The sequence below is a fragment of the Bradyrhizobium sp. LeoA1Lang genome, assembly GCF_055413685.1.
Genome location: NZ_JBVAPG010000181.1, coordinates 1 through 14,870, shown reverse-complemented (window position 1 = coordinate 14,870; position 14,870 = coordinate 1). Strand labels below are relative to the sequence as shown.

The 14,870-nt window shown below is 65.6% G+C and carries 12 protein-coding genes and 1 riboswitch; of the genes, 6 read left to right on the top strand and 6 right to left on the bottom strand.

Annotated features, from left to right (window positions below; genetic code table 11):
• Window positions 1-244: 244 nt before the first annotated feature.
• Both ACZYOF_RS36675 and ACZYOF_RS36670 read right to left on the bottom strand, forming a co-directional pair.
• Window positions 245-1,963 (bottom strand): N-acyl-D-amino-acid deacylase family protein, encoded by a 1,719-nt coding sequence (locus ACZYOF_RS36675; RefSeq protein WP_463718816.1) that lies wholly within the window; start codon window positions 1,961-1,963, stop codon window positions 245-247.
• Between the two features lie 175 nt (window positions 1,964-2,138).
• On the bottom strand, window positions 2,139-2,285 hold the full coding sequence (locus ACZYOF_RS36670) for a hypothetical protein (protein ID WP_463718815.1): 147 nt from the start codon (window positions 2,283-2,285) through the stop codon (window positions 2,139-2,141).
• A 171-nt stretch (window positions 2,286-2,456) separates the two neighbouring features.
• Here ACZYOF_RS36670 and ACZYOF_RS36665 point away from each other — a divergent pair, with 171 nt between their 5' ends.
• Window positions 2,457-2,663, top strand: coding sequence for a Rossmann-fold NAD(P)-binding domain-containing protein (locus ACZYOF_RS36665; protein WP_394569249.1), 207 nt, complete (start codon window positions 2,457-2,459; stop codon window positions 2,661-2,663).
• A gap of 11 nt (window positions 2,664-2,674) precedes the next feature.
• On the opposite strand, the gene ACZYOF_RS36660 is transcribed toward ACZYOF_RS36665, so the two are convergent.
• Window positions 2,675-3,898: an MFS transporter gene (locus ACZYOF_RS36660; RefSeq protein ID WP_394569250.1), complete on the bottom strand. Its 1,224-nt coding sequence runs from the start codon at window positions 3,896-3,898 to the stop codon at window positions 2,675-2,677.
• A gap of 263 nt (window positions 3,899-4,161) precedes the next feature.
• Between ACZYOF_RS36660 and ACZYOF_RS36655 the strand changes: the two genes are divergently transcribed.
• The gene (locus ACZYOF_RS36655; protein WP_463718814.1) at window positions 4,162-5,424 is read left to right on the top strand and encodes a hypothetical protein; all 1,263 of its coding nucleotides are present in this window, start codon (window positions 4,162-4,164) and stop codon (window positions 5,422-5,424) included.
• A gap of 205 nt (window positions 5,425-5,629) precedes the next feature.
• On the opposite strand, the gene ACZYOF_RS36650 is transcribed toward ACZYOF_RS36655, so the two are convergent.
• Together ACZYOF_RS36650 and ACZYOF_RS36645 are read right to left on the bottom strand one after the other, a co-directional pair.
• Window positions 5,630-5,791, bottom strand: a complete 162-nt coding sequence (locus ACZYOF_RS36650; RefSeq protein WP_282532536.1) for a hypothetical protein — start codon at window positions 5,789-5,791, stop codon at window positions 5,630-5,632.
• Between the two features lie 84 nt (window positions 5,792-5,875).
• Window positions 5,876-8,140 (bottom strand): TonB-dependent receptor, encoded by a 2,265-nt coding sequence (locus tag ACZYOF_RS36645; protein ID WP_463718813.1) that lies wholly within the window; start codon window positions 8,138-8,140, stop codon window positions 5,876-5,878.
• A gap of 112 nt (window positions 8,141-8,252) precedes the next feature.
• Window positions 8,253-8,449, bottom strand: a riboswitch (cobalamin riboswitch).
• Window positions 8,450-8,630: 181 nt separating this feature from the next.
• Between ACZYOF_RS36645 and ACZYOF_RS36640 the strand changes: the two genes are divergently transcribed.
• From ACZYOF_RS36640 to ACZYOF_RS36625, 4 genes are all read left to right on the top strand, one after another.
• Window positions 8,631-9,605 carry a FecCD family ABC transporter permease gene (locus tag ACZYOF_RS36640; protein ID WP_463718817.1) on the top strand — a complete coding sequence of 325 codons (975 nt, stop codon included), beginning with the start codon at window positions 8,631-8,633 and terminating at the stop codon, window positions 9,603-9,605.
• Window positions 9,602-10,375: an ABC transporter ATP-binding protein gene (locus ACZYOF_RS36635; protein WP_282532539.1), complete on the top strand. Its 774-nt coding sequence runs from the start codon at window positions 9,602-9,604 to the stop codon at window positions 10,373-10,375. The genes ACZYOF_RS36640 and ACZYOF_RS36635 overlap by 4 nt, the downstream gene beginning before the upstream one ends.
• A complete protein-coding gene (locus ACZYOF_RS36630; protein ID WP_463718812.1) occupies window positions 10,375-11,205 on the top strand; it encodes an ABC transporter substrate-binding protein in 831 nt (276 codons plus the stop codon). The genes ACZYOF_RS36635 and ACZYOF_RS36630 overlap by 1 nt, the downstream gene beginning before the upstream one ends.
• Window positions 11,206-11,564: 359 nt before the next feature.
• On the top strand, window positions 11,565-12,239 hold the full coding sequence (locus tag ACZYOF_RS36625) for a DUF938 domain-containing protein (protein WP_463718811.1): 675 nt from the start codon (window positions 11,565-11,567) through the stop codon (window positions 12,237-12,239).
• Window positions 12,240-12,372: 133 nt separating this feature from the next.
• Here the strand turns inward: ACZYOF_RS36625 and ACZYOF_RS36620 are convergent, their stop codons facing one another.
• Window positions 12,373-14,439 (bottom strand): prolyl oligopeptidase family serine peptidase, encoded by a 2,067-nt coding sequence (locus ACZYOF_RS36620; protein ID WP_463718810.1) that lies wholly within the window; start codon window positions 14,437-14,439, stop codon window positions 12,373-12,375.
• Between the last annotated feature and the right edge of the window lie 431 nt (window positions 14,440-14,870).

The following is a 14,870-nucleotide window of genomic DNA, read 5'->3' as shown; positions in this document are numbered from 1 at the left end:
CTTGGGGACAACGCTGCGCGTTGCCCCCAGGGTCCACAGCCCCAGCAACAGCAGACCTGAACGAAACGAGAATTGTGTTACCCATGTCGTCGGTTTGAAGTGTTACCCATGTCGCCGGTTGCTCACGTGCGGCGCCGTCTTCACGTCCGTAGGGTGGGCAAAGCGTAGCGTGCCCACCATCGCGAGCGTCGCGCTAAATGGTGGGCACGGCGCTGACGCGCCTTTGCCCACCCTACGCACTACACTATTGCATCGCCTGCGTGCCGCGAATGAGGCGGCCGGGTCTTGCACCCGTGGCCGTACCGCCACGCTGCGTCACCACGCCGGAGACGATCGTCGTGTCATAGCCGTCGACCTGCTGCAACAATCGGCGGCCGCCGACGGGGAGATCGTAATGCACCTTCGGCGGGTGCAGATGCAGGTGGTCGTAGTCGATCACGTTGACGTCGGCCTTGTAGCCGGGCGCGATCAGGCCGCGATCGGCGAGGCCGACCGAGAGTGCGGTCTTGCGCGATTGCACCGCGATCACGAAGGGGATCGAGAGCTTCTCGCCGCGGCTGCGGTCGCGGGTCCAGTGGGTCAGGAGATAGGTCGGGAAAGAGGCATCGCAGATGATGCCGCAATGCGCGCCGCCGTCGGAGAGGCCGGGCACCGAATTCGGGTCCAGCAGCATCTCGCGCGTTGCGTCGAGATTGCCGTCGGAATAATTGAGGAACGGCACGTAGAGCATGCCGCGGCCCCCGTCGGTCAGCATCGCATCATAGGCGAGTTCTTCCGGGCGCTTGCCGAGCCGGCGCGCCTGCGCGCCCAGCGTGTTCTCCGGTGGCTGCTCGTAATCCGGCGGATTTCCGAGCAGATACATCTTGTCGTAGTTCGGCCGGAAGAACAGCGGATCGTCGGTGTCGCTGGCGTTCTCGGCGAGGATCGCGGCGCGCACCTCAGGTTGGCGCAATCGCGCCACCCGCTCCTTGAGCGGCAGGTGCGCGATCGCCTTGTAGCTCGCATGGGTCTGGAACGGATTGCGCGACAGTTCCAGCCCGAGCATCAGCCCGACCGGGCGCGCGGCGATCTGCGCGGTGATCGACAGCCCGCGGCTTGTCGCCTCGTTGATGGTGTCAAGCGTCTGGCGCCAGCGCCGCGGCGACTTGTCGTTCTGGGTGATCGAGAACGAGATCGGGCATTTCGTGTTCTCCGCCACCCGCAGCATCATCGGCAGGTCTTCGTGGACGGTGGAGAGATCGAGCACGAATTGCAGCACGCTGCGGCCGACCCCATGCATCGCGCCGGCGATCGCGGTCAATTCGTCCTCGCCCGCCTTCAAGGTCGGCGTGAAGTCGCCGGTCGAGGTGCGGTGGTTGAGGGTGCGCGAGGTGGAGAAGCCGAGCGCGCCGGCTCGAACCGCATCGCTCGCAAGCTGCGCCATCTGCCTGTTGTCCTCCACCGTGGAAGGATCGCGGCGCGCGCCGCGTTCGCCCATCACATAGACGCGCAGCGCCGCGTGCGGCAGTTGCGCGCCGATGTCGACGTCGAAGCTGCGCTTCGACAGCCAGTTCATGTAATCGGGAAAGCTCTCCCATTCCCAGGGAATGCCGGCGCTCAAGACCGGCTCGGGAATATCCTCGACGCCTTCCATGAGCTGGATCAGCCTGGTGTGGTCGCTGGGCCGGCAGGGCGCAAAGCCGACGCCGCAATTGCCCATGATCGCTGATGTGACGCCGTTCTGCGAGGAGGGCGTGATGTCCTGGCTCCAGGTCACCTGGCCGTCATAGTGGGTGTGAACATCGACGAAGCCCGGCGCCACCAGCTTGCCGCGCGCGTCGATCTCTTCCTTGCCTTTGCTCGCGACCTTGCCGACCTCGGTGATCTTGCCGTCCGCGATCGCCACATCGGCTTCATAGAGGTCGCCGCCGCTGCCGTCCGCAATGGTGCCGCCGCGGATCACGATGTCAGGCGCTGAGGTCATGGCGCTTCATCCCGATTTGTTGTTGTTGCCCCGCATCATCGGTCGTCCCTCGGTGCTGTCAACCGGCACCGATGAGGTTCAGCAATGCGCTATGGCGCCGCAACCTGGGAATATGGCGGTGTTGTCAAAGCCTAGTCCATGTCGCGGAAGGCGTGACCGTTGGTTTCGATCCTTTTCACAAGGTCTGGCGGCCGGCTTGTGCCGCCGTGCCGTCAAATGCCCATTCCTCAGGATTGGCCAGGTCGGGAAGACCGGCCCCTTTGCGCACATAGAGGCCCAACGTCGGCTTTTGCGGATTAATGTAGAGATCGTACTCCTGCATTGAGATGTCTCCTCTTCTGTTGCCAGCTCAGGATCGCATCAAGCCGCGTTGGCTCGCCTCCCGGTCAGATTATCGCGATCGGTTACAGCCGTAAGCATTTAGTTCGAGGCAGTGGTCGGACCGTAACGGGCGCACCGCAGTGTCCTTTGAAAATCACTGCGGAGATCTCTCGTGACCGCGACCACCAAAGGCAACGAGTGCGCAGTTTCCATGCGGCCTGCCGAGGCCGGCGAACACGTTACCGGCGCCGCGTGCGTGCCGACACGTCGAGACCGCGGCGTTTGCGCGCTTCAGACCATCTATCTCGGTGTCGCCTGTTATGTCGGCCTGAGCGATTGCGCGGATCGTTTGGAAGCGATCGCTCGCGAGGAGGTCTAAACAAGTGGTTATCAAGCCGCTGCGTGCGCTTCCGATCCCTGCGGCTTGCGGTCGGTGACGAGCGCGAGCAGCACCGTCAGCACCATGAAGGCGGCGGAGGCGCCGAACACCCAATGCGGCAGGTTGTGGTCCATGATCCAGCCGAACAGCAGCGGGCTTGCGATGCCGCCGAAGTTGAAACCGGTGGAGACGATGCCGAAGGCGCGGCCGGCCGCACCGGGAGGTGCTGCGTTGCGCACCAGCATGTCCCGCGAGGGCGTGATCACGCCGCCGAGGAAGCCGGCCAGGCCCAGCGCCGCGGTCAGCACCGCCGATGGCAGGTTGACCATCGCGATCACGACCACGATCGCCGCATTGACGGCAAAGCAGGCCGCCGCGACCTGGCCGTGGCGATGGGTGCGGTCGGCGAGATAGCCGCCGGCGAGCACGCCCGCCGCGCTGGCGCCGAGGAACGCGGTCAGCGCGATATTGGCCGACGAGAACGACACGCCATAGCCGCCCATCAGCGCCACCACGCCGAAATTATTGATCCCCGCGCTCGACAGGCTGAGCAGCGTGAAGAACACGGTCAGCACCATGATCGCCGGCGTCATCACGCTGGTTTTCACCTTCTCACTGCCCTCGGGCCTGTCCTTCGCGGCGCCCGCGTCGGGGATGCCCATGATGACGAGCAATAGCGCCACCAGCGGGCCGATCGCGCCCGCGACCATCAATGCGCCGAGCCCGCCGATTGCAGCGACCAGCGCCGCCATGATCGCCGGTGCCACCGCGCCGCCGAGGAAGCCGGCAAAGGTGTGGACCGAGAACGCGCGGCCCATGCGCGCCTCGTCCATATGTGCCGATAGGATCGCGTAGTTGGCGGGGTGATAGACGCTGTTGGCAAGTCCGAGCCCAATCGCGCTTGCGATCAGCGCGGGATAGCTCAAATGCGAACCGAGCCCGATCAGGGCAAAGCCGCCCAGGCAGAGCCCGATCAGGAGGATTTTTCGCGCGCCGATATGGTCGGCGAGATAGCCGATCGGCGCCTGCGTCAGGCCGGAGACCAGCGCGAACACGGTGAGCGCGAAGCCGAGCTCGATATAGCCGACGCCGAGCCGCTCCTTCAGGAACGGGAACAGCATCGGCAGCACGAAGATATGGAAATGGCTGACCCAGTGCGCGATCGAAATCCCCGTCAGCGTGCGCGCCGCGCTGTCGGTCTTCAATTGCTGCGGTGCGGCGAGAACATCAGCCATATCAGTGAGAAGCCCATCAAATGTGATGCCCGGCGGGGCTTAAAGCATGATCCGGAAAAGTGGGAACCGGTTTTCCGAAAAGATCATGCTCAAACAGAGAGCCAGATCATGATCCGCTCGGATCATGATCTGGCGCGAAAATATCGGCTGGGCGTTATTTGTCCATGAAGGCCGCTGCATGGCTGACCCGGCGAACCGCGACCGAGCGACATGCGGCATTAAAGCGGCAAGACAAGCCACTCGCATTGCAGCAATGATCTGGCATGACCGATCCGGCAACAAAGCTGCGCGTCCTGATCCCCGAGGGGGCGAGCACCTCGGCGCGCGAGGCGATCACGATCCTCGGTCTTGCCGGCCACCATGTCGAAGTCTGCGATCCCTCGCCCTGGTGCCTGTCGCGCTATTCGCGCTTTGTGTGGAAATTCCACCGCTGCCCGGGATTGCGCCACGACCCCGAGGGCTTCCTTGGCTATATCGAGCGGCTCCTGGAGGCGCCGTTCGACGTGCTGCTGCCGACCCATGAGCAGGGTTTTCTGTTCGCGCGCGCCGAGGCGCGATTGAAGGGCCGCGTCGGCCTGGCGCTGCCGCGGTTCGACAATTACCGGATGGTGCACAGCAAGGCCGGCTTCAGCCGCCTGCTCGGCCAACTGGGCCTGCCGCAGCCGCCGACGCGGATCGTGACCTCGGAGAGCGAGTTGCGTGACGCCATCCGCTTTCCCTCCGTCATCAAGACCTCGGTCGGCACCGCGAGCCGCGGCATCTGGTTCGTGCGCGACGAAGCCGATTTCAACATCGCGCTCTACGAGCTCGGCGCAGCCGACAGCTTTGCCGGCGAGCTTCTGGTGCAGGATCTCGTCACCGGCACGACCGAAAAGGCGCAGTCGGTGTTTTGCTTTGGGAAACTGGTCGGCTTCCACGCCTACCGGCAGGTCGCGCCCGGCGTCGGCGGCGGCGAGGCGATCAAGGAAAGCGTCAGTCGTCCGCAGGTGCACGCCTATCTGGAAGCGATCGGAGAAGCGCTGGCCTGGCACGGCGCGCTATCGGTCGATTACGTGATGCCGATCGACAGCCCCGTGCCGCTCCTGATCGACTGCAATCCGCGCCTGGTCGAGCCGCTCAACGCCTTCCGCGCCGGCACCGATCTGGTCGATCTCCTGCTGCGCGTTTCGCTCGGCGAGACGCCAAAACCCTTGCCCGAGAGCCGCACCGGCGTGCGGACGCATCTGGCGATGCAGGCGCTGCTCGGCCAGGCCTCCCGCGGCGGCACCAGGCGCGACATTCTGGTTGAGTGCGGCGATCTCCTGAAGACCTCAGGGCCATACAACGCCAGCACCGAGGAATTGACGCCGGTGCAGCTCGACTGGCTCAGTGCCGTGCCGCTGGCGATGACGGCCGGCCTCACTTTGGTCTCGCCGAAACTGGCAAGGACGGTCGCCCGCGGCGGCTTCGGCGCGCATCTGCTCGACCTGAAGAGCATCCGCAAGATCGAGCGCGAGGATTTCGCCGGACTGCATCAGCCGCCGTAGCCGCCGTAGGGTGGGCAAAGCGCAGCGTGCCCACCTTCCCTTGCACCGCTCGTGAAATGGTGGGCACGTCGCTGCGCTCCTTTGCCCACCCTACAATTCTGGGCAACGCTCTCACCCCGTCATTGCGAGCGCAGCGAAGCAATCCACGTCTCCGCAAGCGGCGCGATGGATTGCTTCGCTTACGCTCGCAATGACGGGAGGCGTCTCACAACGGCTCGTCGTCCGGGCCGTAGCGATCGCGCTTCGGCGTGGCGATGTCGCCGTCTTCGTAGTCGTCGTCCTCGTCGTGGCGCGCAGGTGGAGGCGGCGGCTTCGGCTTGCCGCCTTCCTGCTTTGGAGGTTGGTTTGTCTTCCCGATCCCGCCCATATCGATCTCCCGCCATCACGACATAATGGCTGATTCGGGCGGGACAAGCCGGTCCGTGCGCAGGCCACGGACCGGCCGATTGCTTCAGAACGTCGCGCCGGCCTTTACGAGGAAAGTCCGGCCCGGCAGCGGATAGGCGTTGAAGCGGCCGGGCGTGAAGTTCGAGGCGATGGCGTAGTCGTAATAGAGCGCATTGAGCAGGTTGTTGACGCTGACCGACCAGAAGAAATGCTCATAGGCGCCGCTGAGCTTGAGGTCGATCGTCGCATCGCCCGGAATGCGCGTTTGCGTATTGGCCTGGTCGTTATCCATGACGCGCGAGCTCCAGGCGCGCAGCGTGGCATCGAGCACGAGATAGTTGTCCCAGATATTCCAGGTCACGCCGAGATTGCCGGTGTAGCGCGACACCAGCGGCACGTCGTTGCCCGCGAACTGTCCCTCGCGGAACACAGCGCGCGTGTAAGCCATGCCGCCGCGCAGCGACACGGTATCGCTGACGCGCAGCGAGGCCTGCGTCTCGGAGCCGTAGCGCCGGGTCGGATCGAGGTTGACGTTGAAGAACAGCACCGGGTTGAAATGGATCTCGTTCTCGAGGTCCATGTTGTAGATGCTGGTCTGCACCTGGAAGCGGTTGGTCTTGACGCGGAATCCGCCTTCGACGTCATGCGAGGTCTGGGTCTTCAACTGGAAATTCTGCGGCAGCGGATTGAAGAAGGCGTCGAACGCGGGACCCGTCGAGACGCGCTCGTCGACATCGGGCGTGCGGAAGGCGTGCGCGGCGCGGGCGAACACCGAGAACATTTCGGTGAAGCGGTGCTCGACGCCGACATGCAGCGCGTAGTTGGTTTCGCTCTGGTCGAGCGGCGTCGCCTGCGCGTCGAAGGCGAACGGCGCATTCGGATCGTAGCGATCGCGCGCGCTGAGCCAGGTGTTCTGCACCCGCGCACCATAGGAGAAGTCCGTCGTGGGCAGCAGGCCGACCGTATGCTGCCAGTAGCCGGCGAGCGACTGCTGCGACAGGTCGTAGGTATGGATAGGCGGCACGCCCCGGAACGCGCCGCGCTGCTGGTGGAACGTCGCGTCGTAATAGTCGATGCCGGTCAGGATCGACGACGGAATCCCGAAGATCGAATTGTTGATGCTCAGCCGCGGCGTGATCGACCAGGTCTGCAGCGCGGCGTCATTGTAGGTCGACGCCGCGCTGATCAATGGCGAGGTGCCGAAGAAAGCGCTTTGCGTATCCCTCTGGCGGTAGCCGCCATCGACGATCAGGTCGACGCCGTTCAGAAGCGTCTTGGTGAAGCCGGCCGTCGCGCTCGCGCCCTGCTGGTTGCCGTAGTCGAACGGTGTGGCGGCGCCCCTGCGGTCGGTGACGAGTTGGTTGATGCCGGCGGATGGGTCGACGATCCGGCCACCCGGAAAGCCCAGCTTCTGGTCGTCGCCGGTCACCGTCAGGAATGCTTTCAGGTCCGGCGTCGTGTAGTTGAGATTGCCGACGCCGTTGCGCTGGTCGAGCGCATTGTTCACGCGGTAGCCGTCGGACTTGATGCCGTTGCCGTAGAACGACGCCGACCATGGCCCGGAATTCATCGCGGTCGAGATCGCGGCCATGCGCTGGTTGAAGGAGCCGTACCCGGCTTCGCCCCGGATCGAGACCGGCGGGCCGCCGATGCCGGTCTTGGTGACGATGTTGATCACGCCGCCGATCGCGTTGTCGCCGTAGAGCACGGCGCCGCTGTTGCCGCGGGTGATCTCGATGCGCTCGATCGAATCCAGCGGGATGGTCGAGAGATCGACCTGCGCCATGTCGATGTCGTTGAGCCGTCGACCGTTGAGCAGGAACAGCGTGTTGGCGGTGGCGAATGCGCCGAAGCCGCGCAGGTCGACCGAGGTCTTGGCGCCGTTCACGCCGCCATAGAGCGATTGAAGCTGCACGCCGGGCGCCTGCGCGATGATCTCCGGCAAGGTGTGCGATGGCGAATGGGCGATGTCGTCGGCCGTGATCACGGTCGAGGACGTCCCGACGATGCCGGCGAACTGCGGGCTGCCGCCGCTGCCACCGGATGAAGCTCCGCCAGCGGCGGTGCCGCTGGACCCTGCGCCGCCGGCCGGCTGCGCGGTGGTCGGCACCTGGCCCGGCGCGGGACGCCGGGGGCCTGGAGTGCCGTCGGAAGCGGGCTTGGCACGGGTGCGGTTGTGGTCGCCGGGCGCTCTGACTTCGACCGGTGGCAATTGTTCGGAGGACGCTTGCTGCGCCAGCGCGGCAGAAACGTACAAGGCGGGCGCCAGCATGCTCGACGCGAGCAGGAGCGCCCGGCGTTGCTTGGTGGCGGTGATAGCAGAGAACATCGGCGAGACCTCGGTATGACGTCAGTGGCACGTCACAGCGATCCGAGGCTCACCATCGCGTTTCGCGCTTCAGGTGAAGCAAATGCCTGTACTCCCCGACCGACATCGTCGCGTGTGACCACGTAAGACGGCAGGTCTCCTGGCTCGCGGGTCGTTACCCTTCGTCGCCTTCCCAGGACCGAGACGCCCAGTGGCATAAGACGAAGGATTCACCGCATACAGTTGCGGGGGCAGCCGCGGCTTGAGGGAAGTTTCCCGGTACCGCATTCCCTTTTGATCCCGATAGGAACCGTCGGGGCCATCTAGGATTTTGGCGGCACGTGAGTCAATCCCGGCGAACTGCGGCGCCCCATCCCCAATACGCTTTTTTGTTCCGGTGTCGCTTGTCTGCCACCGAATTCGCTGCAAGAAGCAGGGCGCGATGAGTGCACAGGATTTCACGATAGCGGCGGGTCTCGCCGCGCGACGACGGTTGGGCGCGACCGTTGCAATGATTGCGTTGGTTGCCCTGCTGATGCTGATCTCGCTCGGCACCGGCCCGGTGCGGCTGTCGCCGCTGACGGTGATCGAGGCGCTGTTCGGTGGCGGTAGCGATGTGACGCAGGTGATCGTGCGCGAGATCCGCCTGCCGCGGACCATCCTGGCATTCGCGATCGGCGCCATTCTCGGCCTGTCAGGCGCGGCGCTGCAGGGCCTTTTGCGCAATCCCTTAGCTTCGCCCTCGTTGTTCGGCGCGCCGCAATCGGCGGCGTTCGGTGCGGTGCTGGTGATCGCGCTGGGGCTGGCCGATGTCCGCTCCTATGCGCTGCCGGTCGCCGCCATCATCGCCGCGTTCGGCTCGGTGTTCGTGCTGCTCGCGATCGCTGGCCGCAATGCGGGGCTGTTGATCCTGATCCTCGCCGGGCTTGCGATTTCGAGCCTTGCGGGCGCTGCGACGGCGCTGGTGATGAACCTCGCCAGCAATCCGTTCCTGGTGCTGGAGATCGCGTTCTGGCTGCTGGGCTCGCTGGAGGATCGCAGCTTCCAGCATGTCGCGCTGGCGCTGCCGTTCATCGTTGCTGGTGCAGCCATCCTGCTCTCGCAGGCCAGCGCCTTCCGTGCGCTCACGCTTGGCGAAGAGACCGCGCAAAGTCTCGGCGTCGATGTCGGCCGCCTGCGGCTGTTCGTGATCACAGGCGTTGCGCTCGGCGTCGGCGGCGCGGTGGCGGTCACCGGCACCATCGGCTTCATTGGCCTGGTCGCGCCGCATCTGATGCGGCCCGTGATCGGCCACGACCCGGCGCGGCTGTTGGTGCCGAGCGCGCTCGCCGGCTCGGCGCTGTTGCTCGCGGCCGATATCGCGGTGCGCATCATCCCGTCGACCTCGGACATCAAGGTCGGCGTCCTGACCTCGATCATCGGCGTGCCGTTCTTCCTCTATCTCATCATGCGTGAGCGCCGCGCGCTCGGCGGAGGCGTCGCATGACGGCGCTTGTCGCGGAACATCTCAACGTCGCGCTCGCCGGCCGCCGCGTGCTCAGCGACGTGTCGCTGCAACTCGCCTCAGGTCATCTCGTTGCGCTGGTCGGTCCGAACGGCGCCGGCAAGACCACGTTGCTGCGCGCGCTCGCCGGCCTCATTCCCTCCGATGGCGTCATCAGGGTGGGTGGCGAGGCGCTCGCCGCGCTGCCGCTGCGCGAACGGGCCAAACGCTTCGGCTATCTTCCGCAAGGGCACATGGTGCACTGGCCGCTACCCGCGCGCGACATCGTCGCGCTCGGCCGCTATCCGCATGGTGCCACCGATCCGGCACGGCTGTCCCCGCGCGATGTCGAGGCGGTGGTGCGGGCGATGCAGGCCGCCGACGTCATGGAGTTCGCCGAGCGCCGCGTCACCGAGCTTTCCGGCGGCGAGCGCAGCCGCGTCGCACTGGCGCGCGTGTTTGCGGTGGAGGCGCCGATCATCCTGGCGGACGAGCCCACCGCCTCGCTCGATCCGCGCCACCAGATCGACGTCATGAAGGGGTTGCGTGCGGCAGCCGACAAGGGCGTGCTGGTGATCGTGGTGACGCACGACCTCGGCCTTGCCGCACGTTTTGCCGACCATGCGTTGGTGCTGGCGCAAGGGCGCCTCGCATCGCAGGGCGCGCCGGCGGATGCGCTGTCGGAAACGGTCATGGCCGATGTGTTCCGCGTCAGCGCCTTCCGCGCCGAATATCAGCGCGAGACGGTGATCGTGCCGTGGGCGGAGATCTGATGCGGCGCCTCGCTGCATTCCTTGCAGCGTTCGCCCTGTCCACCACTGTCGCGCTTGCGGCGAGCGCGCCGCGCATCGTCTCGATGAACGTCTGCAGCGATCAGTTGCTGCTCTCGCTCGCCGATCCCCAGCAGATCCTGGGCCTCAGCCGATTCTCCCGCGAGGCCTGGCAATCATTCGCCGCCGACACGGCGCGCCGCTTCCCGATTCTCTCCGGCGGCGCGGAGGACGTGCTGGTGCTGAAGCCCGACATCGTCGTCGCCAGCCTGTTCGACAAGCGCGCGACGCGCGAGCTCTTGAAAGCCAACGGCCTGCATCTCGTCGAGTTCACCGTGCCGCGCACGCTGGACGAGGTGAAGGACCAGATCCGCGAGATGGGCGAGATCGTGCGGCATCCGGACCGCGCAAAGGTCGCGATAGCAAGGCTCGACGCCGCGATCGCCCATGCGCGCGAGGCCGCGACCGGCAAGCACTATCGCGTGCTGCCGCTGGCGCGCCGTGGCTGGGTGTCCGGCAGCGACAGCCTGGTGTCGTCGCTGCTCACCGAAGCGGGCCTCCTCAATTCCGCCGGCGACCTCGGCGTCGCGGCCGGCGGCTACGCCTCGCTGGAAGCGATCGTGCAACTGAGACCGGACTTCATCCTGGTCTCGGAGGCCGGTGACCGCGCCGAAGACAACGGCCGCGCCTTCCTGCTGCATCCGGCGCTGGAGCACTTCTATCCGCCGGAGAAACGCATTGTGCTTCCCGAACGTCTCACCGTCTGCGGCGGCGTGATGCTCGCCGACGCGCTGGACGTGCTGACGAAGGAATTGCAGCGCGTGGCGCGGTAGCTCCATCCCCCGTCATTGCGAGCGCAGCGAAGCAATCCATCTCTCAGCTCGTCATTCTGGGGCTCGCCAACGGGTCCGCGCAAAGCGCGGCCCGATGACAGGCTCCGCGAGAACCCGGAATCCATTCTTCCACTTGCGCATGCGGCGCAATGGATTCCGGGCCTGCGCCTTCGGCGCATCCCGGAATGACGAGCGGAGAGATGGGTGCGCTCGCCCCGAATTACGCTTCCGTTTCATCCGGGGCTACGGCCGTAACCATTATGATGAAGGCGCGCCCAAATCGCGCATTGCGACGGCGCGCGCGGAATAGCAGGATCGCTACGGTGTTGCGTTTTGTACGATAGGCAAAGGAGAGCATCATGCCAGAGTTTGTGGTTGAATTCGGCAAGGACGGCGGGCGGGTCGAGGCCGACGGCCGGCTTGATGCGGCTGCCTTTCATCGCAACCATCAGCCGATCTGGGCGGTGCTAGAAAAATTTCTTTTGGGCCGATCCGGCGACGTGCTGGAGGCCGGCAGCGGCACTGGCCAGCACGTCGTGTATTTCGCGGAGCGGACCCCCGACATCATTTGGTGGCCGAGCGATTTCAACGACGCGCATCTGAAGAGCATCGCGGCCTGGCGCGCATACGCCGCCCTTCCGAACATCCGTCCGCCGCTGAGGATCGATCTCTCCGATCCGGCCTGGCCCGGTGCTGCGCCTGAGGGCGGCGAGCTGCCAAAGCTGCTCGCGGTGTTCTGCGCCAACGTGATCCACATCGCGCCCTGGCGCGTCGCCGAGGGCCTGTTCGAAGGCGCCGCCCGCCGCCTGCGCGACGACGGCCGGTTGTTCATCTACGGCCCCTTCAAGCGCGACGGCAAGCACACCGCTCTCAGCAACGCCGTGTTCGACACATCCTTGCGCAACCAGGATCCCGACTGGGGCGTGCGCGACATCACCGATATCGAGAAGCTGGCGGGGCGCGTCGGTCTGTCATTGGAGGAGGCGGTAGACATGCCCGCGAACAACATGATCCTGGAATTCGCGTGCGCGTGATCGCTCCCCCGCGTCATTCCGGGGCGCGACGAAGTCGCGAGCCCGGAATCCATTGCGCAGCATACGCGGGCGGAAAAATGGATTCCGGGTTCACGCTGCGCGCGCCCCGGAATGACAGCGGTGAGTGGAACAATCACGCACCATCCACCCACCCGATCTTCTCCCGCAAGAACCCAAGCCCCAGCGCCATGAACGCGGCGCGTTCCTTGTTGTCCTTGCCGTAGCCGTGGCCGCCGGCGGCGGGCTCGTAGAGATGGGCCTCATATCCCATTGCCTGCAGCTTGGCGGTCATCTTGCGGGCGTGGCCGGGATGCACGCGGTCGTCGCGGCGCGTGGTCGCGATCAGGATCGGTGGATATGTCTGGCCGGGCTTCGCCATGTGATAGGCGGAGTAGGTCTGCAGCCACGCCCATTCTTCGGGTTTGTCGGGATCGCCATATTCGGCGATCCAGCTCGCGCCGGCGAGCAGCTTGGTGTAGCGGCGCATGTCGATCAGCGGGATGGTGCAGAACAGCGCGCCGAAGCGTTCGGGATAGCGCACCAGCATGTTGGTGATCAGGATGCCGCCGTTCGATCCGCCTTCGGCCGCGATCCGCCCGGGCCGCGTGACGCCGCGCTTCACCAGATCGGCGGCGACGGCCGCGAAGTCGTCATGCGCCAACCGCTTGCCCGCATAGCGGCCGGCGTCGTGCCAGCGCGTGCCGAACTCGCCGCCGCCGCGGATATTGGCCTCGACAATGGTGCCGCCGCGCTCCAGCCACAGCTTGCCGAGCGCGGGGTTGTAATACGGCTTCATCGCAAGACCGAAGCCGCCATAGGCGGTCAAGTGCACCGGCGCATCGCCGGTCTCGGTCGCGGGGCCGGTCTGCACGTAGGGGATGCGTTCGCCGTCGATGGAGATGGCCTCATGCTGGGTAACCACGAGTCCATCCGCGTTAAACGTCTTCGGCGCCTGCTTCAGCACCGTGGGCGCTCCGACCTTCTCCATCAGCATCAGCGAGGACGGCGTCAGCGGGTCCTGCACATTGGCGAGCAGGTCGCCCTTGCTTTCGGAAATATGGCTGTCGAGGCGCCAGACATCGACGACGCCGATCCCGGGCAGCCCTTCGAGCCGCTCGCGCGTCCAGCCACCAGCCGATGGCGTGCAGATCTCGAACACCGGCCGCAGTTCATCGAGGATCGACAGCACCAGCCGGCCCTCGGTCCAGAAGAAGCCTTGCAGCGCCCGCCGCGGCTCCGGCTCGAACACGACGGTGAAGTCGCGGCTGCCTGCGAGGAAGGCTGACAGCGACATGCCGAGCACCGTATCGGGCGCATAGGTCTTGCCTCCGATCGTCCACGGCTCGCGCAGCTTGACGACGAACCAGTCCTGATAGGCGAGCAGCCAAATGCTGGTGGGCAGATCGAGCTTCGTCTTCGTACCCGTCTCGTCGCCCAGCCAGGCACTTAAGTTGAAGAAATCGAGCCGGTCGACGAACCACATCCGTGGGACCGGCCCGGAATCATCGAGTTGAGCGGATGCGCTCATATGGTCGGCCGGCACCTCGAACACCACCGGCGCGCGTTCGGCGGCCTCGCCGCGGCGCCACAGCCTGACAGTCCGGGCATAGCCCGATGTGGTCGCCATGCCCTCGCCATAGGCGCTCGACAGCAGCAGCGTGTCGTCGTCGACCCAATCGACGCCGCCCTTCGCCTCCGGCAGCATGAAGCCATCGGCGACGAAGCGCTTCGCCTCCATGTCGAACTCGCGCAGCATCACCGCGTCGCTGCCGCCGCGCGACAGGCCGAGGATCGCGCGCCGATCATTTCCCGGCCGCATGGACGTCCAGTTCAAGAGCCAATCCTCGCCTTCATCGGCGGCAAGCTGGTCGACGTCCAGGAGGATTTCCCAGTTGTGATTGGCTTTGCGGAATTCCCCGAGCGTCGTGCGCCGCCACAGGCCGCGCGGATTCTGCGCATCCGTCCAGAGATTGTAGAGTAGCCCACTGCGCCTGGTGACATAGGGAATGTTGTCCGGCCGGTCGAAGATCGCGACCAGCGCGTCGCGATCGGCGGCAAATGACGTGCCGGTGAATTTCTCTAGCGTCAGGGCGTTCTGCCGCTCCACGAATTCCAGCGCCCGCGCGCCTTCGATCTCCTCCAGCCAAAGATAGGGATCGTCATCGGGCGCAACGATCGTCGGCCTGTCGTCGATGGTCATCGTGAGAACTCCCGGGGTCACGGTCCCATCGATGTAGGCACTCGCACCTGCGCTGTCCAATGGGCGCGCCGCTCGCGCCAGCAACACCGCCCCCGTCATTGCGAGCGCAGCGAAGCAATCCACGCCTCCACTTGCGGCGCTATGGATTGCTTCGCTGCGCTCGCAATGACGATGTGGATGCTTTGGGTGCGACATAACAACCCGACGGGCAAATCACCAAAAGTCTGTCCAGCCGTCGCGCGAAAAACATTCTGCTTTCGCCGTCGGGCAAATCAGTGATTTAACTCCGCGCGTCTCACGGCGGATGAGGGGCGGGTCGCGATCGTCACGAACGTTGCGGTGGGATGCGGTGGACGCGATGCGTGTGACTGACGAGCACGCGCAGTGCGGACGGCGAAGTCGTGTGGTCCTGGCGCCCCGACGCTGGCGCT

Coding starts and splice junctions, on each gene's coding strand:
- ACZYOF_RS36675 (WP_463718816.1), bottom strand. CDS start 1,963: ATGACCTCAGCGCCTGACATCGTGATCCGCGGCGGCACCATTGCGGAC.
- ACZYOF_RS36670 (WP_463718815.1), bottom strand. CDS start 2,285: ATGCAGGAGTACGATCTCTACATTAATCCGCAAAAGCCGACGTTGGGC.
- ACZYOF_RS36660 (WP_394569250.1), bottom strand. CDS start 3,898: ATGGCTGATGTTCTCGCCGCACCGCAGCAATTGAAGACCGACAGCGCG.
- ACZYOF_RS36655 (WP_463718814.1), top strand. CDS start 4,162: ATGACCGATCCGGCAACAAAGCTGCGCGTCCTGATCCCCGAGGGGGCG.
- ACZYOF_RS36650 (WP_282532536.1), bottom strand. CDS start 5,791: ATGGGCGGGATCGGGAAGACAAACCAACCTCCAAAGCAGGAAGGCGGC.
- ACZYOF_RS36645 (WP_463718813.1), bottom strand. CDS start 8,140: ATGTTCTCTGCTATCACCGCCACCAAGCAACGCCGGGCGCTCCTGCTC.
- ACZYOF_RS36640 (WP_463718817.1), top strand. CDS start 8,631: ATGATTGCGTTGGTTGCCCTGCTGATGCTGATCTCGCTCGGCACCGGC.
- ACZYOF_RS36635 (WP_282532539.1), top strand. CDS start 9,602: ATGACGGCGCTTGTCGCGGAACATCTCAACGTCGCGCTCGCCGGCCGC.
- ACZYOF_RS36630 (WP_463718812.1), top strand. CDS start 10,375: ATGCGGCGCCTCGCTGCATTCCTTGCAGCGTTCGCCCTGTCCACCACT.
- ACZYOF_RS36625 (WP_463718811.1), top strand. CDS start 11,565: ATGCCAGAGTTTGTGGTTGAATTCGGCAAGGACGGCGGGCGGGTCGAG.
- ACZYOF_RS36620 (WP_463718810.1), bottom strand. CDS start 14,439: ATGACCATCGACGACAGGCCGACGATCGTTGCGCCCGATGACGATCCC.